Origin of the sequence: Pseudomonas sp. WS 5078, assembly GCF_012985745.1 — a bacterium.
GTDB lineage: Bacteria > Pseudomonadota > Gammaproteobacteria > Pseudomonadales > Pseudomonadaceae > Aquipseudomonas > Aquipseudomonas lundensis_A.
This window is the reverse complement of record NZ_JAAQWX010000002.1, coordinates 260866-282660: the sequence shown is the minus strand read 5'-3', so window position 1 is coordinate 282660 and position 21795 is coordinate 260866. Positions and strand designations below refer to the sequence as shown.

Genomic DNA, 21795 nt, shown 5'->3' with positions numbered 1-21795 from the left:
CTAAAGGAGTGAGTTCAATCTAGACCCCGGAATGTGAATACCATGTGAAATGCATGTATTCAAAACAGTAAAGACCCGCAAAGTGTTCGGTAAAAATACAGCTCAGCTGTAGCGCAAGGCGCAGCAGGCGATCCGCTAGGGTGTCATTCATCTCTCCCTTGCCAGCCGGACGTCTTCATGCCGCTTTCCCTCGAGTTGATCTCTGCTTTCACGTTGTTTGCTTTTGTTTCGTCCATCACGCCTGGCCCCAATAACACCATGCTGTTGGCCTCCGGGGTCAACTTCGGCTTTCGTCGCACCCTTCCTCATGCGCTGGGTATCAGCTTCGGTTTCATGTTTTTAGTCGTGGCAGTGGGGCTTGGGTTGGGAGGCGTCTTTAAGGCTGTGCCCATGGCGTACACCGTATTGCGTTACCTCGGCGCGGCCTACTTGCTGTATCTGGCCTGGAAAGTCGCGAGTTCCGGGCCGATATCCGGCACACACACCGCGCACGGCAAACCACTGGGGTTTTGGGGCGCAGCCGCTTTTCAGTGGGTCAATCCAAAAGCGTGGGTCATGGCGGTGGGCGCGATCACTACGTACACCCCCTCGCAGGGCTACATCACCAACGTCTTTGTGATTGCACTGGTGTTTGCCATCATCAATTTACCCAGCGTCTGCGTGTGGGCCGGCTTTGGTAGCGCATTACGTTCGGTACTGAGCCAACCCAGATGGCTCATGGTGTTTAACCTCAGCATGGCGCTGTTGCTGGTGCTGTCGTTGTATCCGATTGTGTTTGATCACTGATCCTGTTCTTCAGCGTCGTTGAGCCATTCCTGACTCAGCGTGTCGGTATCCCCCAGGTAGTCCAGTAGCCAGCTCATGGCGGGCGAGTGATTGTTCTGGACCCAGGCAATACAGGACGGGCTGGCAGGGAAGGGCCGTTGCAAGTGCAAGGCCACCAGCCGCCCTTGCTCAATGAGCGGGCGAGCGAGATGGGCAGGCACCATACCGACACACAGGCCCTCACTCAAGCAGGCCAAGGCCGATGGCCAGTCCGGGACCATCATCCGCCGCTGGTTGTCGAGCGTCCAGGTGTCACGTTTGGGCAAGCTGCGCGATGTGTCGTCCATGCACAAGGATGGATAGGGCCGTAGCTGCTCGTCACTCAACAACCCTTCGAACGCCGTCAGCGGGTGATCCGGGCTTGCCACGCAGATCCAGTGCAACAGCCCCATGTCGCGGAAGGCAAAGCTACCCGCGACCGGTATGGCGCGGGTAGCGCCAATCACCAGGTCGGTTCGACCGTCCACCAATGCATCCCACACACCGTTGTACACCTCGTAGTGGACGATTAATTCCACATCGGGGAAGTGGCGGTAAAAGTCGAGAACCATCTGTTGGCAGCACGGCTGTTTGGTGATGGAGTCCACAGCGACGCGTAACTGACCGCTCCAGCCATTGGCCACCTGCTGGCACAAGCGCCGGGTGCCCAGCATTTTTTTCATCACATCGCGGGCTTCCTTCACGAACAGCTGCCCGGCGGCGGTCAGTTCTACATCGCGATGGCGACGCACAAACAATGGCACCGCCAGCCACACTTCCAATTGGCGCACGGTATAGCTCACGGCAGAGGGCACGCGATGCAGTTCCTGAGCTGCGCCGCTGAAGCTGCCATGTCGGGCCACGGCATCGATGACATCCAGAGAGTATTCAGACCACACAGCGCTGCCTTCAAATTAATTGATGCTAAATAGAAAATATTATCGCTTCACAAGCAGATCCTCAGCCGGATAATGCGCGCCAGTCAACAAATTGTTTGATGGGAAGTATTAGGTGCACATGAAAAACTCGTTGGGATTCACGCTTTATCTGGCCGGGCTCAGCATGCTGGGTTATCTGGCCATGGACATGTACCTGCCGGCATTCGGCACATTGCGCGCTGAACTGCAATTGTCCGCAGGCGCTGTCGGCGCCAGTTTAAGTATTTTTCTCGCCGGCTTTGCCGTGGGCCAATTGTTGTGGGGGCCTTTGTCGGACCGGCTGGGACGAAAACCCGTGTTACTGGCCGGGCTGACGATGTTTGCCCTGGGCTGTCTGGGCATGCTTTGGGTCAACGATGCTGTGTGGCTGCTAAGCCTGCGCTTTATTCAGGCCATCGGCATCTGCGCCGCGGCGGTTACCTGGCAAGCACTGGTGATCGACCGCTACCCGGCCGACAAAGCCAACCGCGTATTCGCAGGCATCATGCCGTTGATGGGCCTGTCTCCGGCGCTGGCGCCCTTATTGGGCGCGCTGGTACTTAATCACTTGGGCTGGCAGGCGATCTTCACTGTTCTGTTTGGCATCGCCGTGATGCTGTTGCTGCCCACGTTATTGCTCAAAGAGAAAGTGCGCCCGCGCCTTGAGCAACACAACATCGTGCGCGTGAGTTACTGGCAACTGCTCAGCTCATCAACGTTTAGCGGCAACGTGATGATATTTGCAGCCTGTTCCGCGAGTTTCTTTGCCTGGCTGACGGCATCGCCTTTCATTTTGGGCGACATGGGCTACAGCCCGAATGACATTGGCCTGAGTTACGCCTTCCCGACGCTGGCCTTTTTGATCGGCGGCTACAGTTGCCGCAGCGCGTTGCAACACATCAAAGGCCGCACTTTGCTGCCATGGCTGCTGTTGGCTTACTGCGCAAGCATGGTAGGGCTGTACGTGGTGGCGACACAGACTCAACCCACATTGGCCACATTGCTGATTCCGTTTTGCCTGATGGCACTGGTGAACGGCGCGAGTTACCCGATTGTGGTGGCCAATGCACTGCTTCCATTTTCGGAAAACTCCGGCAAGGCCGCAGCGCTACAAAACACCCTGCAGTTGGGGTTGTGCTTTCTCGGTAGCCTGGTGGTATCGGCGTACATCAGTCACCCCCTGGACATTACGGTGGAGGTGATGCTGGCTTCGGCGCCTGTGGCGGTGCTCGGTTACCTGATCCAACGCCGCAGGGCCACTGCCGAACGTCTTGCAACGCGCTGAACTTTGTCGCGAACGGGGGCATCCAAACCTCATCGAGTTGCACTGTGAGCGTGTTGGATGACCCAGATCATTACCCCTGAAACCCCTGAACAGGTGCATTCCGAACATGATGCGAAAATGTTCGGATCACCCAAGGACCGGCTGGATTTTTACCGGCGTGAAATACAGTACGAAACCAGCATCCTGTCCCATCGAACGGACGCCTATCTGGCCGCCCAGTCATTTCTGGTGATTGCATTTGCATCGTGCATGGCCAACCTGAACCCGGAGTGGGGCAAGTTTTTCACCCTGACCGTGCCGCCGCTACTGGCTGTGCTGGGGCTGATGATTTCATTGAATGCCTGGCCGGGCATTCGCGCAGCGTACGACATCATTGACCATTGGCATTTCAAGCAAAGTGAGCTGCTGAGCAGTGAACCGCAAATGGGGATGGCGTACGACGAGTCGCCGCTGTTCTGCGAAATGGAATCCACCCACAAGGGGTACAAGAAATCATTGATGTTTTCAGTGCGTTCCCCGTGGCTGTTTGCCATCTTCTGGATGGTGCTAGGGGCCTTCTCGCTGTATATCCAGATTGATAACCCTTTGACCTGATACACCGCGCGCGCAGAAGAGGCCGTAGTTCCGGGTGGGAATACGGCCTGTGAGTAACCCTGTTCAGGCCACATCGACCAGCACAATCTCACTGTCTTCGAGTGCCGTTACCCGCAGCACGCGCTCATCGACGATCGCAACACCATCCCGTGCGCTGGCCTGCAACCCGTTGACCTCAATCAGGCCGGTGGCAGGAACCAGATAGGCGCGTCGCCCCTGATCGAGCTGATACTCCGCGGTTTCACCTGCTTTCAGGTTGGCCGCCACCAATCGGGCGTCGGCGCGAATGCGCAAACTTTCCTGATCCCCGTCCTTACCGCTGGCCAATGTCACAAAGCCTTCACGCTGGCCTTTAGGGAACGGCTTGGCACCCCATGAAGGCGGGTCCCCGGCCTGATTCGGCATAATCCAGATCTGGAAAATCTTTGTTGCTGTCGACTCCAGGTTGTATTCGCTGTGGGCTATACCGGTGCCGGCGCTCATGACCTGTACATCGCCCGCTTCAGTACGGCCTTTATTACCCAGGTTGTCTTCGTGGCTGATGGCCCCTTCACGCACATACGTGATGATCTCCATGTCGCGATGGGGGTGCTTCGGGAAACCGGTACCGGGCGCAATGATGTCGTCATTCCATACCCGTAGATTGCCCCATCCCATACGCTGCGGGTCGTAGTACTCGGCGAACGAAAAGTGGTGGTGCGCATCCAACCAGCCGTGGTGAGCGCCGCCCAAGGTGTTGAAGGGTCTGAGTTCAAGCATGATGCCTCTCCTGTTCTGGTCAGTCGGGGGGGGAATGAACGGTGTCCCGAATGAGAATGGAGAAAGTGTGCGCCTCTGAATCATCGATAAAAAGTTTAAAAAATACGTAAAACCAATCAATTAAATCGATACTTATCGACGCGTAATCTTCAACCTTGATGGTCGAAACGGCTGCTAAACAGCTGATGATCAAGCAATTACTAGAACTCCCGGCGCAATGGAGCGACCATAGCCCATCCGCCCGGACAGCCTCACACCCTGGAGTCAGCGTGCCGCAACACACATCAGATTTGCCCGAACCCCTTTCCCCGGTCACTCAACTGCCGCTGCTCAAGCGTCTGGCAGCACGCCTGTTTGGCAGCGGTTTAAGTCGCTTGCGCGCCCAACATGCTGCGTCCTGGCTGCAGGGGCAGGCGGACGGTTTTCGCAGCGGGCACAGTGCCGGTGTGGATTACGGCTATGAAGAGGGGCATTCAGACGGGTTGGAAGAAGGCCGTCAGGTGCTGTTTATCAATGACACCCGCTCGCACGTGCTGCGTGCCCCGGGCATCGATGACAACATGTTCGATGACTGGCGGCTGCCGTTGGGCGCGGAACTGAAAAAGCAGATCAAAGCCGATGTCTCGGCGCGGCTATCGGCCTCTGCACAGCCCAGCGCGGCGCAGTGGAAGATGATCTTCAGCGACACACCTTCCACATCCGTGGTGGCAGGCGCCGGGGCGGGCAAATCGACGTCGCTGGTACTGCGCATTTTGCTGCTCAGTCACTACCTCGGTTTTGAATTGAGCTCCATGACGGTGGTGACTTTCACCCGCGAATCGCGCAAGGATTTCATCGCCAAACTGCAGGAAATCTTCGCCTTATGGGGGCGCACGCTTAGCCTTAAGGAAGCCCGGGAGGTGGTGCGCACCTTCCACTCGCGGATCTTGCCGATGGTGCGCAGCCTGCCGGGTTACGCGCAGCTGCAGGCCTTCGAAACCCTCAGCAACCGAGGCACTAGCGATGATGACGCCGACAGCAACCCGTTTGATTTGCGTATCAATGATGCTCAACGCCAACAGCTGAATGCCTGCTATCACGGCCTGTACAGCCAAAATGAGCGTTTTCGCGAGACGATGGGCGCGTTGTGCCGGCATGCGTTGCAGCTCAAAGAACTGGAGCGGGATCATCCGGACGTGCAAAAACGCATGGCGGTGACAGAATTGGCGGCCAAGCGTGATGAGGAACTGTGCGACACCCTCGAAGACTTGTGGTTTGCCGCCGGTGCCTGGCCGATTCAAGGCATCGAGCCGAGCCGTGAAACAGTAACCATCAACGGTTCGACGTTCCATTGCCACGGTTACATTGCGCAACTGGATGCGTGGGTGGTGCTGGGTTTCGATCCCCGTGAAAATCCTCAGATTTGCAGGCCCAATGCCAAATTGAGCGTGCGTGCAGAGTGGGCAGTCAAGCGAACGCTGTTTCGAGCTTTCTGCGATAAGCCATTGATATGGCTCGAATCTTACGATCAATCCAGACGCGTATTGTCCACGTTGTCCGGGGACACCAGCGCCGGGCCAGGCGTTGAATACAAGCTCAAGGGTGAACTGAGTCCGGCGCCGCTCCTTGACTGTTTTGTGACCGCCGCCAGCTTTATCGAGAACCTGGGGCTGGACGTCGCATCTGCCGTGGGCGACATGCGGTTTGCCAAAGACGACCCTGACCGCTTTTTCTTCGAGGCGCTGAGCCTGTTCTGGCGCGCGCTCGAAAGCCATCTGCTGGCACAAACGCCTCCGGTCATGACCTACAACCGCATGTTTTCATTGTTCGGGGAGCACACCGCGCAGAATTTCAAACTGCTCAGCCACGAGCAGTTGCGTCCGTTGTCGCACGTGATGATCGATGAGTTTCAGGATGTCTCGCCGCAAATCGTTTCGTGGTTGCGCGCCAGCCTGCGCGAAATTCGCAGCCGTGGCCCCGCCATGCACGTGGGGCGGGCTGCGCAACGCTCTTCCTTGTTGTGTGTGGGCGATGACTGGCAATCGATCTACGGCTGGCGGGGCAGTTCGCCCACATACTTCATGGCCTTCGACAAAACGTTTGTCTCGCCGTCCACGACGCGGGTCATGCTCAGTGACAACTTCCGTAGCCAGCAGCACATCATTGATGCCGCAGAACATATCGTCCGTGCCGCGCCTTCCATACCGGGTAAACGGGCCAAGGCCTGTGGCGAAGCTAAACCGCTGGTCCCCGTCCAAGTACTGGACAGGGACGATGCCGCTTTGGTGGCGAAATTGACCGAGCATTACAACGCAGGTGATCGGGTATTAATGCTGTTTCGAAAAAGCAGCGATAAGGCACTGATTGAAAAGGATATTCAGTCGATTGTTAATGTGGATTCTAGATTGCCACCTGAAGCGCGCAGGCTGAGACAATTGACGTTCCATAGCGCAAAAGGCTTGCAAGCCGATGCTGTGTTTCTGCTTGGAGACTGTCAGCACCTGACCTCATCGCCCTACAAAAATCAGGTCTACCGCATGGCGGGCCTGGGAAATGAAGGCGACCCTGAGGCCTACGACACCGCGCAAAAAGATGAAGTGCTGCGCTTGGCTTACGTCGGTATTACACGGGCGATCACGCATTGTTACTGGTACGTGGAGAGTAAGGAGGCGCAAGGGCCGGCGATCCCCAAAGCCTCTGATCGAGTGCCCAAGGGCAAGGCATTCTTTGAAGATCTGCGAGGGCTTGGCGTTGACGCTTCGCGTTGAGTCTTAACCCGCTGCCGGGCAACGTGCCATGCTGCCTCAAGGCGACACAGGCACGTACGCCACGCTTTCATCGCCGTGCTGATGAAGCAGTCGCTGCCCCATGTTGGGCTGGCTCGTAACGGTTTGATGGTCGGCCTGTAAGAAGCTCAGCGGCAGGGGTTTGCCATGACCGTGCTGAACGAAAATCAGGGTGCGTCTGGGGTCAAAGTGCTGGCCGCTGGAGTGGTCGAGCCAGGCCATGAAATCAGCGCTGCTGCCGTCGTGGGGGTAATCCGCCGCGCCCCCAATGAAATAGAACGGCGCACCATCGTTCTGCACATACAAGGGCAGTTTGTTGTCGACGTCGACCATCACCATGCGCCATTTCTCCCAGGGGGCTTGGTAACTTGCCGCTGTTTTGACATCAGCGCCAAACTGCATGATCCCACCCCCGCTGTTAGTCCACGGGTAAACCACGCCCAGCACGGCCAGCATGAGGATAGACGTGCCTGCAAACGCCATGCCCCAGCGCCGCCATTGGCCCTTGCCATGCGCCAGCCTGCGGGTCACCCACCAGGCGGCCAGCAGCTGTGCGAAGGGCACCAGCGGTAACACGTAATAACTGCGGCGGCTGCCGCTGGCCGTGAAGAACAGAAACAGCAAGCCCAGCCCTGCCACCAGCCAGCGGGCTTCGGGTTCAATCTGCCGCCAGTGGCGCACGGCCACCCACGCGCCGATCATCCAGAAGGGTGCCCAGGGCAAGGTGTAGACCGGCAAATAAATCAGGTAGGTATAAATCGGTCCAACGTTGTCGAAAGGCTGGAAAAAACGCACCACATTTTCCCGCAGAACGAGCCCCAGGCCGCTTTCGCCGTAGGTCGGCGCGCCATACAGGTGAGAAAGCATGAACGGCAGCATGTACATGGCCGCGGCCGGCAACAGGGCGGCACACAAGCGCAGATTGAAATGGCGCTTCCAGCGTTGCTCGCCCAGTAGATGCGGCAATAACAGCAGCCCCGGCAAGATGAAGCCAATCAGCCCCTTGAACAGCGACGTCAGGGCCAGCAACAAAAAAAATACGCAGTAACGGCTCAAGCGCGTGTCATCGGGTGCGCGCCAATACCACCACACAGCAGCCAGCACCCCACAGACGGTGAGGATGTCGGCTGTGGCCACACGTGCCCAAAACAGAAAATAAAAGGTTGTGGCCAGCATCCAGCCGGCAATCAGCCCTGTGCCTTTGCGGAACAGGCGTTCACCGATCAAATACAGCAACCACACGCTTGACCAGGCGGCAATCACTGCAGGCAGACGCAACGCCCAGTGATCCAGGCGCCCCAGTACGCCCGCAGTGGCCGTGATCAGCCAGTAAGAGGGCAATGGCTTATCGTAGTAAGGCGTGCCCTTGAGGTAGGGATCAAGGTAGTCGCCGCTTTGTAGCATTTGCAAAGCGATAGTGGCCCAGCGGGTTTCAGGGCCCCAGAGTTCGCGCGCACCTAGCCCCAGCAACAGCAGTAATGCGGTCGTCACCAGCAGTAGCAACAGGGGTGTTAAGGCCTGAAACGTGTGTTTGCTGTGGTTCATCGCAGTCCGGACTCAATCCTGATGAAAATCGCCGCTGACAGGTGCGTCGTTTGGCCGCGATCGATGCTAAACGGCAGAACCTGACGCGTCGCTGAATCGGTTGCATAAACGTCCTCCCGGGCTGCGCGCACAATGGCGTGCCGGGTATGAAATTGACGTGAAAAAAATGTGCGTCCGGCAGGCATCAATGCCATTGCATTGCCACCTCTTGTCTAACGCCACGTGCTCCCGAGGGCTGAGAGTGGTAAATTCTGCGCCCATGAAACTCGTCACCCTGATATCGATCCTCTGTTGTAACGCCAAAACGCCGAATTTCACCGGTTCGTGGTTTGAATCGGTGATCTGTCGTGAGCCAAAGGAACCTTCACATGAATGATTTACTGACTCGCCGCCGTGTTGTTCAGGGCCTGGGCTTGCTCAGTCTGGGCGTACTTGCCGGATGCGACCCCGGCAGTGGCTTGTCGTACAAGTACGGTAAGGATTTAAGCAACGAGATTCTGGGGCGCAAGTTCAAGCTCCACGATGCTCAAGGCAACGACGTGATGCTGGGCAGCTTTCGCGGCATGATGCCGATGATTTTCTTCGGTTTCACCCAGTGCCCGGCCGTGTGCCCTACCGCACTGGCGCGGGCGGCGCAAATCAAGAAGATGATGGGCCCGGACGGCGACCGGCTGCAGGTGGTGTTCATCACCCTGGACCCCGAGCGTGATACCCCGGCGGTGCTGGATGCCTACGTCAAGGCCTTTGACCCGACCTTCATGGCGTTGTCCGGCACGCTGGAAGAAACAGCCGCAACGGCCAAGGAGTTCAAAGTCTTCTACGAGAAGGTGCCAAGCGGCGCTACTTACACGCTGTCGCACACCGCCACCAGTTTTGTCTTTGACTCACGGGGCGTGCTGCGCCTGGGGCTTTCACCTTCGTTGTCGGCCAAGCAGTGCACCGAAGATTTGCTTACCGTGATGTCCGTCTGCTGATTCAACGCATCTTTGAGAGCCAACACTATGAAACCCGTCAAGTACCTGATGTTGTCGTTGCTGGGCATGAGCCTGCATGTCTCGGCCCAAACCACTGTGGATGATGCGTGGGTGCGCGCCACCGTGCCGGGGCAGCCGTCAAGCGGTGCGTTTATGCGCATCACCTCGACTACAGACAGCAAGCTGCTGGCCGTCACGTCCCCCGTCGCCAAGACCGTGCAGATCCACCAGATGAGCATGAATGGCGACATGATGAGCATGGGCCCGGTGGAGGCCGTTATCTTGCCAGCTGGCGAGACCGTGGCGCTCGAGCCCGAGGGCTATCACGTCATGCTCATTGACCTGAAAGGTCAAATCAAAGAAGGCGATACCGTTCCGCTCACGCTGACGGTTGAAGATACACAGGGCACCAAAGCGTCCATTGGGGTGCAGGCCAAAGCCCGGGCATTGAATAACATGCCGATGAACCACAAGGGCATGCACGGTCACGACGCCATGCATGACCACGGCAACATGCACTGATAGACGGCTCGGTCGGGCGATGACAGCGTGCGGTTGTTGCCCGTGAAGCTTCAGAAACGCCCGCTGAGGGGATACTCGAGGGCCAGGCGGATCTGATCCGTATCCAGTTCTGCCTGTGCGGTGTTACCGCGGTGTACGTTATGGCGCAGTGACACCACTGCGCCTTTGGCGACGCCGCTCTGCACCACATAGCGCGCCTCAAGATCCCGCTCCCAGTGTTTCCCGTCTTTGCCATAGCCCAGATAGGCGTAACCGCCACGCGGGTCGACGTGGCTGCCGTCAATGTCGCTGCCCCGAACATACGCAGCGCTGAGCATCAGGCCCGGCAGGTGCCACGGCGACATGTCCAGGTCGTAGCGCAGTTGCCAGGACTGCTCATTCGGCGCATTGAAGTCAGATAATTGCACAGCATTGGTGATAAAGATCGCGCCGCGGGTCACATAGTCAAACGGTGTAGCGCCATGCACCTTTTGATACCCGAGGCTGAAGCGGTGCGCCCCGTTTGAGTAGCTGGACAGCAGGCTCCAGGTGGTGTTGTCCAGGGCGCCGGACAGGGCTTTGCCTGTGTCGGTCGTGCGGTACAGATTGAAATTGAACGCCAGTGCGCGCTGTTCATCGAGGGGCTGGCTGACGATAACCCCCAGGTACTGCTGGTTCCAGGTGTCCTCATAGCGCGAGGTATACACGCTGGTGCTCACTTGTTTGCTAGGGGTATAGACCACCCCGGCGAGGTCGAATGCATTGCCCTTGATCGCATTGGAGTAATTGACCACGAACCCCTGATGATGACTGCTGGCATTACGGTCGGTACTTTCAGTGAAATGCCCGCCGACCATCCTCACGTTCTCCCATTCACTGCTGCTGAGAAACACCCCGGTTGCTGTTTCGGGCAGCAGGCGGCTGTCTGAAGAGCTGAACACCGGCGTTTTGACCCGCTGTTCGCCCCATGACACGACGGTATTGGACAGGCGCAGCTTCAACGCGGCCCCGCCGCGACTAAAGTCGTTCTTGGGATAGCCTTCGTTATCCAGCCCCAGCAAGCGGGCTTTACCCGCACGTCCGCCGCCACTGTCGAGTTTGACCCCCAGGTACGCGTGAGCATCGACGCCGACACCTATCAGCCCTTGGGTGAATCCCGATTGCAGGGAGCTCATCAGCCCGTAGGCCCATTCCTCGGCATAGCCATTACGCGCATACCGGGATTTGTAGGCATTACGTGAACCGCTGTTGCGCGCGCCATGCCGGTATTCGCGGCTGTCATAAACCGTGCGGTTAACCACGCTCCAGGTGCTGTCCTCGATAACCCCCTGGCTTTGCGATTGGGCCGACTCGGCCATAGCCAAAGGGCTGACCAGTGCAATCAGCCACGCTGATCGGTTGCGTAGCACTGAATTACGTTGCATGTCATTTATCCATAAACCGTTCAAAGGGTGCTCACGCGCAGGCTCTTCGCGCCCTCAAAAATACTTGAGCCAGGTGATGTCGCGGCGACGTGCCTTGAGCCCTGCAAACCAGCGCACCGGCCAATACAGTGCGACGGTCAGTGCGATGGCGGTCAGCCAGATGGCACTGATGTGATCGAACCCGAACCATGCACCCTGATTGAGCCCGAACACGGCACTGCTGAGCAAGTACAGCACTTTAAGCACGTACAGGTGCAGCAGGTAAAAAAACATCGGCGCCGCGCCAAACACCGCCAGCGTGCTGATCCAGCGGCTTTGTTGCGCGCGTTCAAAGGCCAGCAACAGCAGCAACCCAACACCGAGGGTCAGCGTCAGGAACAGCAACGAAGGCGGGTATTTGGTGATATTGAAAAAGCTCATGACGCTGTGTGACAGCTGCTCGTAATGGACCCAGGGTGCTTCGCCATAGCCATTGAACAGGCGCAGGACGAGGAAACCCAGTAAGCACCCCACGCCAGCGCGCAACAAATTGCGTTGACGCACGTGGGCTGAGGCGCCACGCGAAAACCATGGGCCGATGCAGTAACCCAGCGCAATCACACCGATCCACGGCAACACGGGGTACGACGTGCGCAGGCGCAGGCTGCCCGAGAAGTCGATCCAGCCTCGGTCATGCAGGATCGCCCACGGCACATGCAGAAATGACCCTTGAGGGAAATGAAGGCTGTCCAGCAAGTTGTGCCCGGCCACAATCACCAGCGCTGCTGCAAACAGTGCAGGGCGGGGCAGCCAGACCAGCACCGAGAGCGCGATCATGCTCACGCCAATGGCCCAAATCACTTGCATGTAGATCACAGTGGGCGGGAGTTGAAAGGTCCAGGCGAAGTTGACCAGCGTGAATTCAAGTACCACCAGAAACAGACCACGCTTGAACAGAAACGCCGCAACATCGGCTTTACCGTGGTATTTCTCCCCGTACAACCAGGCCGACAGCCCCGTCAGCAACACAAAGACCGGTGCGCAGAGGTGGGCGAGGGTGCGGCTGATAAAAAGTGCGGGGTCGGTGCTGTCGATCGCCATCGGATCGGCCACTTGGCGGTGCAGGAAGAACGTTTCACGCACATGGTCCAGCAGCATGAACAGAATCACCAGACCGCGCAGGGCGTCGATGGACAGCAAGCGTTGTGACTGGAGCGGCGCAACAGGGGACGAGTGGGGCATTGAAAGGATCGCAAGCAAGGATTAGTCGGGATGGCAGCAGGTTAATACCTGCACCAATGGTTACTTTATAACATCCACTGCTTGGTTGAACACCCTCCGCTGTCTTGTGCCGCATGAATACCCTCGGGTTGCCTGCGGTTTATAAGGACGTGTGGATTTGCGCTGACACCCGTGAAAGGACGCATCCCACCAATGGCGATTTACGCCTTGTCAGGAGGCAACTGTGCATGACGATGCCCTGGGAAGTTCTGGAAGCCTTAGGCTCTGTACGAAATGTATCTGCGCTCGGTTATGCCGCGTTGAAAACAGGCTCGGAATGCTCATTTACACCCCGTAAACTCCGCTTCCTCGCCAGTTTTCGCCTTGCCTAACCTTCGCTCGAAAACATTTCGTACAGACCCTAGTGCGCGGTCTGTTCAGCAATGCAGTGATAGTCGCACGAGATGAGCTGTAGCCACTGTGTAATCCAGTGAGGATAACCAGGACGCGTCTATGAAAATCCTCCTTAATGGGAATTGATACGGTGTGAGTTCACGTCCTTGAAAACAACCATTTAACGTTCCGCTTAACAGGCAGTGAAAAGGAATGAATAAAAATGCAAGCAAAAGCCAACCAACCGATAAATGGGTGTTCTGACATGATGTCGGGTCTATACCCTAAAAACGGGAAATAATTATTCTCAATAATCTCTATATAGGGCACGACAAAGAAGCCATTGAAGAGCAAGCAGGAAAAAATTTTACGTTTATTTAACTCACTCCCTGAAAGATGAACTTTAAGGGAGTAGGCAAAAAGAATGCCGCACACGGCCAGCGCAGGAAAAACCCACATAATCATTTTTTGAACTCTTGATAGATCTGCTTTCCTGTTTGGAAATCAGTCTGTATTTCAAGGCCCCATGCGCCAACCCCCATGTCCTTATAAGAGCGCACATAGTCCTTTCTGACATATCTAAATAAACGCCAGGCACCTGGCTTTAATAAGTGTCGAGTAAGGCCATAGACAGACAGGCCTAAGTCAACGGAACTGTAGGCTAAATTCCCCTCGCGGTCTTCATAGCCCGCCGACTTTGCTATTGCTTGATAACCCTTCCTGACGGGACCTTCTGTATCAGATCGATCCACTAAAAGATTGCGCCCGTTTTCATAAATGTTATTAGCACCATGGGCCATCAATGGCACACCTGCTACGAGACATAGCGTACCTACTGAGACATAGCATATACCACCGCCCGTGATCACCTGCATTGCACCAGCAATGACACCTGCCCCTTTTTTGGCGACCTCCCATGACTGAATAAGCAAACTGTTGTGTTCGTTTTTTAACTCCTCCAATCCCTGCTCAGGCGTTTTTTTCCCCTGAGAAACGTCATCAACAATGCCTTTGGCGTAATAAGCGACTTCGCGGTTGAACTGCAAACGCAGTGTACCGTCTTTAATGTGTCTAACACCTAATGTGCTGGCTTGGCTTCCGAGTTTTCCAGCGGCGGCACTGACCATCCAATAGTCACAGCTACCAGGCGCGCAACGCTCGCTCATTCGCTTCATTCGTGATTGCCCCATGTACTATATCCGCTGGTGCCCGCAGTATGGTGAGTCCAAGTTATGTCTCGATAACGGATAGCTATATGTTCTTGCGGCTCGGCATCGGCCTGAAAAATAGAGTGAGGCATTTCAAGTGTCAGGTCAGCAATAATCCCGCCATTGATCGAGATTAAATAGATTCTTTCTTGCATACCAAAAGAAGACACTCGATAAAAGCTAATCGTACAATTTACTTCTTCTCTGGCTGAAAGCGCTTGAGCGAGAAGTGGCGAGGCTTTATCAATATTTTTGGTTATGATAATTGGACTGTGTGTCGGCTTATTAATATTTCCGGTATTGACCATATTATGAGAGTAAGACAGCACCATAATTTCGTCCACATGCCCGGACTGACACTTGTTGCCAACAGAATCCTGGGTCGAACAACCCGCCGAAATCAGAACTTGAGCCTTGCCGGTGATGGTCATATAACCGTGATTAGCCATATGTGACACTCCTTTTTATAAGCCGAGCATCGTATTTCAAAAATTTCAGGTGTGTTGTAGGGTATTTCTGAATGGCTATACGAAATATTTCGAACTTGGTGGAACCTACTGGGGCTTCGCGAACAACCTGGCCTGGTCTGTTAGTGGGTAGGTCGCGAAACCAAAGTATCAGCGCTTAAAAAGCCTTTCTGTACCACTACCCAGAGTGCGCAAAGGCTTGAACGTGCAAGAAGTCGGACTGACCATGTTTCTGGAAAGCATGCTTGACGCTGCACAGGCGTCAGGCAAAAACGCATTGGCATGAGGTGAAGGGCACTCTCACACGCGTACACGGTCTATTCCCACAGCCAGGGTGCTCAATCGTGTGCTCAGGTTTCAAAATCGGTCCATTGCGTCTTAAAGAGGTCAATCATGCGAAACATTATTTCTGCATCACTCATTGCCGGTTTTTTATGTGCAATGCCCTATGCAGCGCAGGCCGCAGACGACAACGCCAGTGATTGCAAGCACAACGCGATACTGGCCAAGTCCATGGATCACCACACCTGCTACACCAGCGGGGACAAGGCACCCGATCAGTACACCCGTGAAGAAAGCGCCATCAAGAACTGGAAAGCCAAGGGGTTGCCGCAACCCAGCGAAAATTCCCAATGGGTGCAGTTCAGTGGTCATTACGTGCTGGTTAATCGCACCAATTCGGTGATCGAGCAAATTCGTACGCTTAAAGGCACTGTTGTGAGTCAGTAATCCCCCGCAAGCGGGCCGCTGTCTGCAGCGGCCCGCTCTCTGGCGCCTGCAGTGCGGTGCACGTTAATGTTTTCGGATGTACGCGTAGGGGCATTCGCTGACAGGCTGATGAAGAGGGCGAATCTAGGGGCGATGCGCATTTTGATGACGATGCGAGACCCGGCTACGGCATGAGTAAAGGGCCTGCTTTGTAGACTTTTTATTCAATCTGCAGTCAGGACCGTAATCATGCCTCAACGCTTGCATCACCACACGCCAACACTAGGCGCTCAAGATCCACGGGGGTTGACGGTGCGCGAGGTGGCGTACCATCGGCGCTCACCTGAACAGACAGCCGAGGCGCGCATCACGCGTCAGGTGTACAGCGCTACCGGTTTTTTACACGAGCAATGGGACCCGCGTCTGTATGAGCGCCGACAACGTGTCCCTACCACTGAGCCCAATCAGCGTACGCAATTCACGCTCAGCGGGCGCGTGTTACGCACTGACAATGTCGACAGCGGGCACTGCATCACTTGGAGAGGCGCAGGCAATCTGATCCTCGATACCTGGAACGCATCGGGCATACGCCATAGCCATGAGTATGACGACTTGATGCGCCTCAAAGCAGTGTTTGAGCAGGGGCCCAATCCTGGCCCGCGCCGGTGTACGGAGCGCTTCAGTTATGCCGGGGCCAATGCCGGCGATGCCGCCCTCAATCGCTGCGGGCGTGTATGGCAGCACGAGGACCCGTCAGGTGTCCTGACGTTCGAGCGTTATGACATCAACGCTAACGTTGTCGCTCAAGCTCGGCGGTTTATTGAAGGTTTATCACAGGCGCCGATGCATGCGCCGCCCCCGGCGCTGCCCCATGCGGCGTTAGAAGCCCTTCCTTACATGACCCAATGGCAATATGGCGCGCTGGGCCAATTGCTGGCTCAGCATGACGCCAAGGGTAATGTTCAACTGCCCCGGTACGGCATCGACGGCAGCCTGTCGTCGATGGCCATTCGCTTCAACCAAGGCCAGCAACGCTTGCTGCTGCAAGAGCGTCGCTACACGGCCAGTGGCAACGTTGAAACCGAGCAGGCAGGCAATGGCGTGCGCAGCACCTGGACCTACGACCCGATGGATGAGCGTCTGTTACGGTGCAAAACCCAGCGCAGTCGCCACCCTCGTACAGTCCTTCAAGATTTGACCTACACCTATGATCGAGCGGGCCTGATCGTGAGTGTCAACGATGGGGCACAGCCGGTTGAATGGTCGGACAACACGCACATAGAGGCCTCCTCCCACTATGCGTACGACACGCTCTATCAACTGATCGAAGCGACCGGCCGCGAGCATGCGAGGCATACAGGGGGAGCGACGCTCCCGCCGCAAGAGGATTTTGCCCAAGGCAGTGCCCAACGGCGCCGGGGCTACCATCAACATTACCGCTACGACGCATCCGGTAATCTCATCAGCTTGCGCCATACCCCCACTCAAGGCAGCGGTTACACCCGGCACCTGAACCTGTCGAACACCAGTAATCATGGCGTGGCCCAGGTCACAGGTGTGGTCAAGCGGCCCAGCCGGGGCAGGGGGTTTGATCACAAAGGCAATCAACTGGCCCTTGAGCGGGGGCAATCCCTGCACTGGAATGCACGCGATCAACTTCTGGGCGTAACCCACATCGTGCGCGTTGACGCTGATAACGATGATGAGATCTACCGCTATGACGGTAACGGTCAACGCGTGTACAAGGCTCGCCGCTCCAGGGCACATAACGCCGTGCACCTGAGTGAGGTCCGCTATCTGCCGGGGCTGGAGATCCGACGCGATACGGCGACCGGCGAATGGCTGAATGTGTTGGTCGTCAATAACGCGTTCATCAACGTGCGCATCTTGCAATGGGAACAGGGTCGACCCACTGGCATGCAGGACGGGCAAGTGCGTTATAGCCTGGCCGATTACCAGGGTAACCACACGCTGGAACTGGATCAGGATCAACGCCTGCTCAGTCAGGAGCACTACTACCCGTATGGCGGGACGGCCTGGTGGGCGACTCACACGGCAATAGAGGCGACGTATAAGACCGTGCGTTTCTCGGGCAAAGAGCGCGATGCCAGCGGCCTTTACGCCTTTGGTTTGCGCTACTACGCACCTTGGTTGATGCGCTGGATCAGTGCAGACCCCGCAGGCGACGTTGATGGGCTCAATCGCTATGCCTTCGCACGAGGCAACCCGATCAATCGTGTCGATGCCGACGGATTGCAAAGCAACCCGGTGGAGGCGCCCAAGGCCCGGTTTGCCACGTTGCGCGGCATTACCACGCATATGGCAAACCGGGTCAGATCGCGTGTGCAACTGGCAGGCTCGGCTGCTATTCGAGACGCGTTGGCGACCTACATCAGCAACGCCTTGAGCGCCGGGCTCGACGTTGCGCTGTTCGAGGGGCGACAGCCAACCGCGGCACTGAACACTGCCTTGCGAAATACCGTGGCCGCGCTTGATGCGCTGGCCATGATGCACATGAGCAGCGGCCTGCTGGGCAATATCTGGCGCTGGAGCCCGCTGATCGGTTTCGCCGTGGCCGCCGCTGCTGACCGAGGCTTTATGATGCAGGGCCTCACCGAAGGGTCAGAGACCGAGCTGGAGTGGGACCCGGTGGCCCGTATGCGTCTGGGGGGACACATTCGCGCGTTTTCCAGAGAGATCGTGCAGCAAGTGTTACGCGGCTTGGGAGACACGGCTTCCTGGGGGCAAACGCCGTTGACCGCCAGAGTGCCCAGAACGCTGCTGGCCTCTGCCGTCTATGCCGTGGCGACTGTGCCCAACGCGATGTACGCCGCCCATGTGCCGGGCCCGATCACCCCCAATATCGGCCCGCTGATTGAGGCCTACGATGCCGCAGCAGGGACCTTACTGCGCAGTGGTCACCGAACGGTTCGCCATGACGTTCACCAGCAGACGCTGCAACTGCCGCCGGCCATGGATACGCTGCACGGCGGTATCAGCAGAATGTTCAATCAGACCTGGACGTATTGGGTCGGGGTCGGCATCGAGGCCGTAGCTGGCGCGGTGACCGGCGCGTCCCCAGCCGCCCAGAGCGCAAGGGCGCGCACCTGGGTCAGCGTGGCACGCGGCGTGGTGTCAGCACTGACCGAAGTGCGGGGTTTACTGTTGCAAACCGCCCGCGCCGGGTTCGGGAATATCGGCCGGCTTTGGCGGCCGTCAGCCGCTTGAGTCACCCGCACTACTATGTGACCACCTACCAGCCCGACCTGAGTAATAGCCTTTTTGCTCTATGGCATTAAACAGGTCGGCAACCATGGCATATCTGCATCAATACACGCCGTCATTGACGGCGCTGGACCCCAGAGGCTTGAGCGTACGTACAGTCAATTACCATCGGCTGACGGTGCAACAACCTCCCGAGGCCCGCATTCACCAATCCATGTATGGCGCCACCGGGTTTCTGACCCGGCAGTGGGATCCGCGCTTGCAAGCACTGCGGGTGAGTAACAGTGATGCGCAGCCCAATCTGCGCCACCTCACGAGTCTGTCAGGGCACTCTGTGCGCAGCGACAGTGTGGACAGCGGCTGGCGCGTCACCCTATTTGGCACCGCACGCCAGCCACTCAACACCTGGGATGGCCGTGGCAGCCATCAACGGTTTGAGTACGACAATCAATCCCGGCTTACCGCCATTCACGAACAACGCAGCGACGACCCGAACCCGCGCTGCACCGAACGTTTCACTTATGCCACTGCCCGGACAGGGGGGGACGTTCACAATCTGTGTGGTCGCCTGGTGCGGCACGACGACCCGGCAGGCGTGGTTCTGTATGAGGGCTACGCCTTGTCGGGCGCCTCGACGCGTCAAACCCGCTGCTTTGCGCGCTTCCCTGATGCGGTCAATTGGCCGCAGGACGTGACTCAACGCAGTGATCTACTGGAAACCCGCACCTATTCCACTCAATGGCAGTACAACGCACAGGGCGACTTGCTCGAACTGGTCGATGCCCACGGTAATCGTCAACGTTATGGGTACGGTATCGCGGGAGAGCAAACACAGATTGAATTACACATGGCCAGTGGCAAGCACGCGGTCTTAATGGATCAGCGGACCTATAACGCCGCAGGCCAAGTGACAACCGAGCGGGCGGGAAATGGCGTGCTGATGGTGGCGTCCTACTCGGAGGCGGATGGCCGCTTGCAGCATTTGACGGCGCACCGCCCTGGCTTACACCGCACGCCGTTACAGGATCTTGCCTACACCTACGACCGGGTAGGGAATGTCGTGAGCATCCTCGACAGCGCGCAACCGACGACCTGGACCCACAACTCACGCATTCAGGCGTTGAATACCTACAGCTACGACACCTTGTATCAGTTGGTCAAAGCCACCGGGCGTGAGAGTACGCGCCCGACAGGAGGGCGCTTGCTGCCTGATGTGATGCTGATGGGCGTAGATCACCTCCGATGGCGCAATTACACGCGTCATTATCACTACGACGCAGGCGCGAACCTGTTGCACATGCAGCATATCCCCTCATCCGGGCAAGGTTATTCCCAGCGGATGCGGGTAGCCCCTGGCAGCAATCGAAGCCAGTTGATGGCGAGCGCTGCCCAGGGAGAGGTGTTCGACCCTTGCGGTAACCTGACGATGCTCGTGCGCGGTCAGGGTATGGACTGGAATGTGCGCAACCAGTTACAGCGCGTGACGCTGATCAGCCGTGATAACGCAGGCAATGATGAGGAATTTTACGCCTACGACGGGCAGGCAGCGCGTGCCCTCAAACGCAGGGCAAGCCTGGCCAAGGGCGTCATGCACCTCAGCGAAGTGCGCTATTTGCCTGGCCTGGAGCTGCAGTGGAATCACGTCACCGGCGAGCAGTTATGGGTGGCGGCTGTGCAAGCCGGTCACACCCACGTCAGAGCCCTTAAATGGGAGCACGGCTTACCTGACGCGGTGAGGGATGAACAAATCCGCTTCAGCCTGTCAGACCATCTGGGCAGCGGCGTGCTGGAACTGGACGAACAGGCCGCCTTGCTCAGCCAGGAAGGGTTCTATCCCTTTGGCGCCACGGCATGGTGGGCGGCAAAAAGCGCCCTTGAAGCCACGTTCAAAACCCTGCGCTACGGCGGCAAGGAGCGAGATGCTACGGGTCTTTACTATTACGGCATGCGTTATTACGCGCCCTGGATGCTGCGGTGGATCAACCCTGACCCTGCGGGAATTGTCGACGGTTTGAACCTCTACGCCATGCTGCTGAACAACCCCATGAGCCACATAGACCGGCAAGGCCTGCAGGCTGAGGGTTTGTCGCCCGAACGACGCGTCGCGTTTGGTTTTTATATCGTGGTGGTTGCCTTGTTGGGAGCAGCCATTGGGCACCTGCACAATGCTCCGCTCCTCGGTGCCGCACTCGGGGCCATGTTGATGACGTCGCTGCTGGCGCTGGCGCTCAGAGGCGAACGTCTTTCACAGCAACCTCACTCTGAGGAGGACCTCTACGTGTTTACGCAAGCCGTGACGGCCAAGGTTTTGGAGTTCACTCAAGCGCAGCACCTGAGCGCCACTGAAACAGTCAAGATGTTCAATTTTGTCTACAGCAAGCTGGCCCCACTGCATGAGGAAGTGGGTATCTCGCTGGGAGCGCAAACCACGAGCGGGGGCGAGATTTATGGCTATGTGGGGCCTGCCAGCGCCATTGGCGCGATAAAGGGTCTCGTCGATACAGGGCGTCCGCCCTCGCGTGAATCGCGAAAAATGGGGGTACACAGTATTTTGCTTCGCAGTCGTCACCTGCCATCTGTTGCTGCGCCAACAGTTCAACACGCCGTCACAACGCCTGATGTCCCTGCGGCAGGCGCCTTAAGCCGGCTACCGACGGCAAAAAAATCCCACGCTGCACGTCGCCAGCCGCCTGTCACGGCCAGGCCAGCACCTGTTCAAGCAGCGCCGCCGATCAGTGTCGATGAGACCGCGGTGGCATCTGCGCTTCAGGGGCCTGAAGGGACCAGTATTGCGCTGACCATCAGCCATGTTCTGGAAGGGCGATTCCGCGCCGTGAATTGGCATCAGCACGCTGATTTGCTCTGGTCCGCCGATATACATGGCTATCAGGGCAGCCGCAGACGAGGCGCGTACCGACTGATGTTTGAGCATCTGGGTGATCGCCGTTACCGGATTGCCGGTATTCGCGACCCGCACTAAGCCAGTGCCTTGCACATGCGTCGCGCCAACGCATGTGCAAGGCCTG

The 21795-nt window shown here is 57.3% G+C and carries 17 protein-coding genes; 9 read left to right on the top strand and 8 right to left on the bottom strand.

What is annotated here, in order from left to right; all coding sequences use genetic code 11:
- Nucleotides 1–177: 177 nt before the first annotated feature.
- Nucleotides 178–786, top strand: coding sequence for a LysE family translocator (locus HBN68_RS04535; RefSeq protein ID WP_169962878.1), 609 nt, complete (start codon nt 178–180; stop codon nt 784–786).
- Here HBN68_RS04535 and punR read toward each other — a convergent pair.
- Nucleotides 780–1703 (bottom strand): DNA-binding transcriptional activator PunR, encoded by a 924-nt coding sequence (gene punR, locus HBN68_RS04530; protein WP_169962876.1) that lies wholly within the window; start codon nt 1701–1703, stop codon nt 780–782. The genes HBN68_RS04535 and punR overlap by 7 nt on opposite strands.
- Nucleotides 1704–1821: 118 nt before the next feature.
- Here punR and punC point away from each other — a divergent pair, with 118 nt between their 5' ends.
- Nucleotides 1822–3006, top strand: a complete 1185-nt coding sequence (punC, locus tag HBN68_RS04525) for a purine nucleoside transporter PunC (RefSeq protein ID WP_094993549.1) — start codon at nt 1822–1824, stop codon at nt 3004–3006.
- Between the two features lie 57 nt (nt 3007–3063).
- Complete coding sequence (locus HBN68_RS04520) at nt 3064–3600, top strand: hypothetical protein (protein ID WP_094993550.1); 537 nt, start codon at nt 3064–3066, stop codon at nt 3598–3600.
- A gap of 63 nt (nt 3601–3663) precedes the next feature.
- On the opposite strand, the gene HBN68_RS04515 is transcribed toward HBN68_RS04520, so the two are convergent.
- Nucleotides 3664–4359, bottom strand: coding sequence for a pirin family protein (locus HBN68_RS04515; protein ID WP_094993551.1), 696 nt, complete (start codon nt 4357–4359; stop codon nt 3664–3666).
- A 269-nt stretch (nt 4360–4628) separates the two neighbouring features.
- Here HBN68_RS04515 and HBN68_RS04510 point away from each other — a divergent pair, with 269 nt between their 5' ends.
- A complete protein-coding gene (locus tag HBN68_RS04510; RefSeq protein WP_169962874.1) occupies nt 4629–7106 on the top strand; it encodes a UvrD-helicase domain-containing protein in 2478 nt (825 codons plus the stop codon).
- Nucleotides 7107–7142: 36 nt separating this feature from the next.
- On the opposite strand, the gene HBN68_RS04505 is transcribed toward HBN68_RS04510, so the two are convergent.
- Nucleotides 7143–8669: a glycosyltransferase family 39 protein gene (locus HBN68_RS04505; protein WP_094993553.1), complete on the bottom strand. Its 1527-nt coding sequence runs from the start codon at nt 8667–8669 to the stop codon at nt 7143–7145.
- Between the two features lie 368 nt (nt 8670–9037).
- Here HBN68_RS04505 and HBN68_RS04500 point away from each other — a divergent pair, with 368 nt between their 5' ends.
- On the top strand, nt 9038–9643 hold the full coding sequence (locus HBN68_RS04500; RefSeq protein ID WP_094993555.1) for an SCO family protein: 606 nt from the start codon (nt 9038–9040) through the stop codon (nt 9641–9643).
- A gap of 27 nt (nt 9644–9670) precedes the next feature.
- Nucleotides 9671–10165, top strand: a complete 495-nt coding sequence (locus HBN68_RS04495; RefSeq protein ID WP_169962871.1) for a copper chaperone PCu(A)C — start codon at nt 9671–9673, stop codon at nt 10163–10165.
- A gap of 50 nt (nt 10166–10215) precedes the next feature.
- On the opposite strand, the gene HBN68_RS04490 is transcribed toward HBN68_RS04495, so the two are convergent.
- The 5 genes from HBN68_RS04490 to HBN68_RS04470 all read right to left on the bottom strand — a co-directional run bounded on the left by HBN68_RS04490 (nt 10216) and on the right by HBN68_RS04470 (nt 14818).
- On the bottom strand, nt 10216–11568 hold the full coding sequence (locus HBN68_RS04490; protein ID WP_169962868.1) for an OprD family porin: 1353 nt from the start codon (nt 11566–11568) through the stop codon (nt 10216–10218).
- A gap of 54 nt (nt 11569–11622) precedes the next feature.
- Nucleotides 11623–12789: a DUF1624 domain-containing protein gene (locus tag HBN68_RS04485; protein ID WP_094993558.1), complete on the bottom strand. Its 1167-nt coding sequence runs from the start codon at nt 12787–12789 to the stop codon at nt 11623–11625.
- Nucleotides 12790–13320: 531 nt separating this feature from the next.
- On the bottom strand, nt 13321–13626 hold the full coding sequence (locus HBN68_RS04480; protein ID WP_169962866.1) for a hypothetical protein: 306 nt from the start codon (nt 13624–13626) through the stop codon (nt 13321–13323).
- Entirely contained in the window at nt 13623–14336 is a 714-nt protein-coding gene (locus HBN68_RS04475; protein WP_169962864.1) for a DUF4225 domain-containing protein, read from the bottom strand. Before HBN68_RS04475 ends, HBN68_RS04480 begins: the two co-directional genes overlap by 4 nt.
- On the bottom strand, nt 14333–14818 hold the full coding sequence (locus tag HBN68_RS04470; protein ID WP_169962862.1) for an Hcp family type VI secretion system effector: 486 nt from the start codon (nt 14816–14818) through the stop codon (nt 14333–14335). Before HBN68_RS04470 ends, HBN68_RS04475 begins: the two co-directional genes overlap by 4 nt.
- Before the next feature lie 411 nt (nt 14819–15229).
- On the opposite strand from HBN68_RS04470, the gene HBN68_RS04465 reads away from it, so the two are divergent.
- The 3 genes from HBN68_RS04465 to HBN68_RS04455 all read left to right on the top strand — a co-directional run bounded on the left by HBN68_RS04465 (nt 15230) and on the right by HBN68_RS04455 (nt 21749).
- Nucleotides 15230–15565: an RcnB family protein gene (locus HBN68_RS04465; RefSeq protein ID WP_262373422.1), complete on the top strand. Its 336-nt coding sequence runs from the start codon at nt 15230–15232 to the stop codon at nt 15563–15565.
- A gap of 228 nt (nt 15566–15793) precedes the next feature.
- Nucleotides 15794–18772 carry an RHS repeat-associated core domain-containing protein gene (locus HBN68_RS04460; protein WP_169962860.1) on the top strand — a complete coding sequence of 993 codons (2979 nt, stop codon included), beginning with the start codon at nt 15794–15796 and terminating at the stop codon, nt 18770–18772.
- Nucleotides 18773–18857: 85 nt separating this feature from the next.
- A complete protein-coding gene (locus HBN68_RS04455) occupies nt 18858–21749 on the top strand; it encodes an RHS repeat-associated core domain-containing protein (RefSeq protein ID WP_262373420.1) in 2892 nt (963 codons plus the stop codon).
- Nucleotides 21750–21795 lie beyond the last annotated feature (46 nt).

Bases quoted from the DNA above. Each gene is read 5' to 3' on its own strand.
- HBN68_RS04535 (WP_169962878.1), top strand. From the start codon at position 178: ATGCCGCTTTCCCTCGAGTTGATCTCTGCTTTCACGTTGTTTGCTTTT.
- punC (WP_094993549.1), top strand. From the start codon at position 1,822: ATGAAAAACTCGTTGGGATTCACGCTTTATCTGGCCGGGCTCAGCATG.
- HBN68_RS04520 (WP_094993550.1), top strand. From the start codon at position 3,064: ATGACCCAGATCATTACCCCTGAAACCCCTGAACAGGTGCATTCCGAA.
- HBN68_RS04515 (WP_094993551.1), bottom strand. From the start codon at position 4,359: ATGCTTGAACTCAGACCCTTCAACACCTTGGGCGGCGCTCACCACGGC.
- HBN68_RS04505 (WP_094993553.1), bottom strand. From the start codon at position 8,669: ATGAACCACAGCAAACACACGTTTCAGGCCTTAACACCCCTGTTGCTA.
- HBN68_RS04500 (WP_094993555.1), top strand. From the start codon at position 9,038: ATGAATGATTTACTGACTCGCCGCCGTGTTGTTCAGGGCCTGGGCTTG.
- HBN68_RS04495 (WP_169962871.1), top strand. From the start codon at position 9,671: ATGAAACCCGTCAAGTACCTGATGTTGTCGTTGCTGGGCATGAGCCTG.
- HBN68_RS04490 (WP_169962868.1), bottom strand. From the start codon at position 11,568: ATGCAACGTAATTCAGTGCTACGCAACCGATCAGCGTGGCTGATTGCA.
- HBN68_RS04485 (WP_094993558.1), bottom strand. From the start codon at position 12,789: ATGCCCCACTCGTCCCCTGTTGCGCCGCTCCAGTCACAACGCTTGCTG.
- HBN68_RS04480 (WP_169962866.1), bottom strand. From the start codon at position 13,626: ATGATTATGTGGGTTTTTCCTGCGCTGGCCGTGTGCGGCATTCTTTTT.
- HBN68_RS04475 (WP_169962864.1), bottom strand. From the start codon at position 14,336: ATGAAGCGAATGAGCGAGCGTTGCGCGCCTGGTAGCTGTGACTATTGG.
- HBN68_RS04470 (WP_169962862.1), bottom strand. From the start codon at position 14,818: ATGGCTAATCACGGTTATATGACCATCACCGGCAAGGCTCAAGTTCTG.
- HBN68_RS04465 (WP_262373422.1), top strand. From the start codon at position 15,230: ATGCGAAACATTATTTCTGCATCACTCATTGCCGGTTTTTTATGTGCA.
- HBN68_RS04460 (WP_169962860.1), top strand. From the start codon at position 15,794: ATGCCTCAACGCTTGCATCACCACACGCCAACACTAGGCGCTCAAGAT.
- HBN68_RS04455 (WP_262373420.1), top strand. From the start codon at position 18,858: ATGGCATATCTGCATCAATACACGCCGTCATTGACGGCGCTGGACCCC.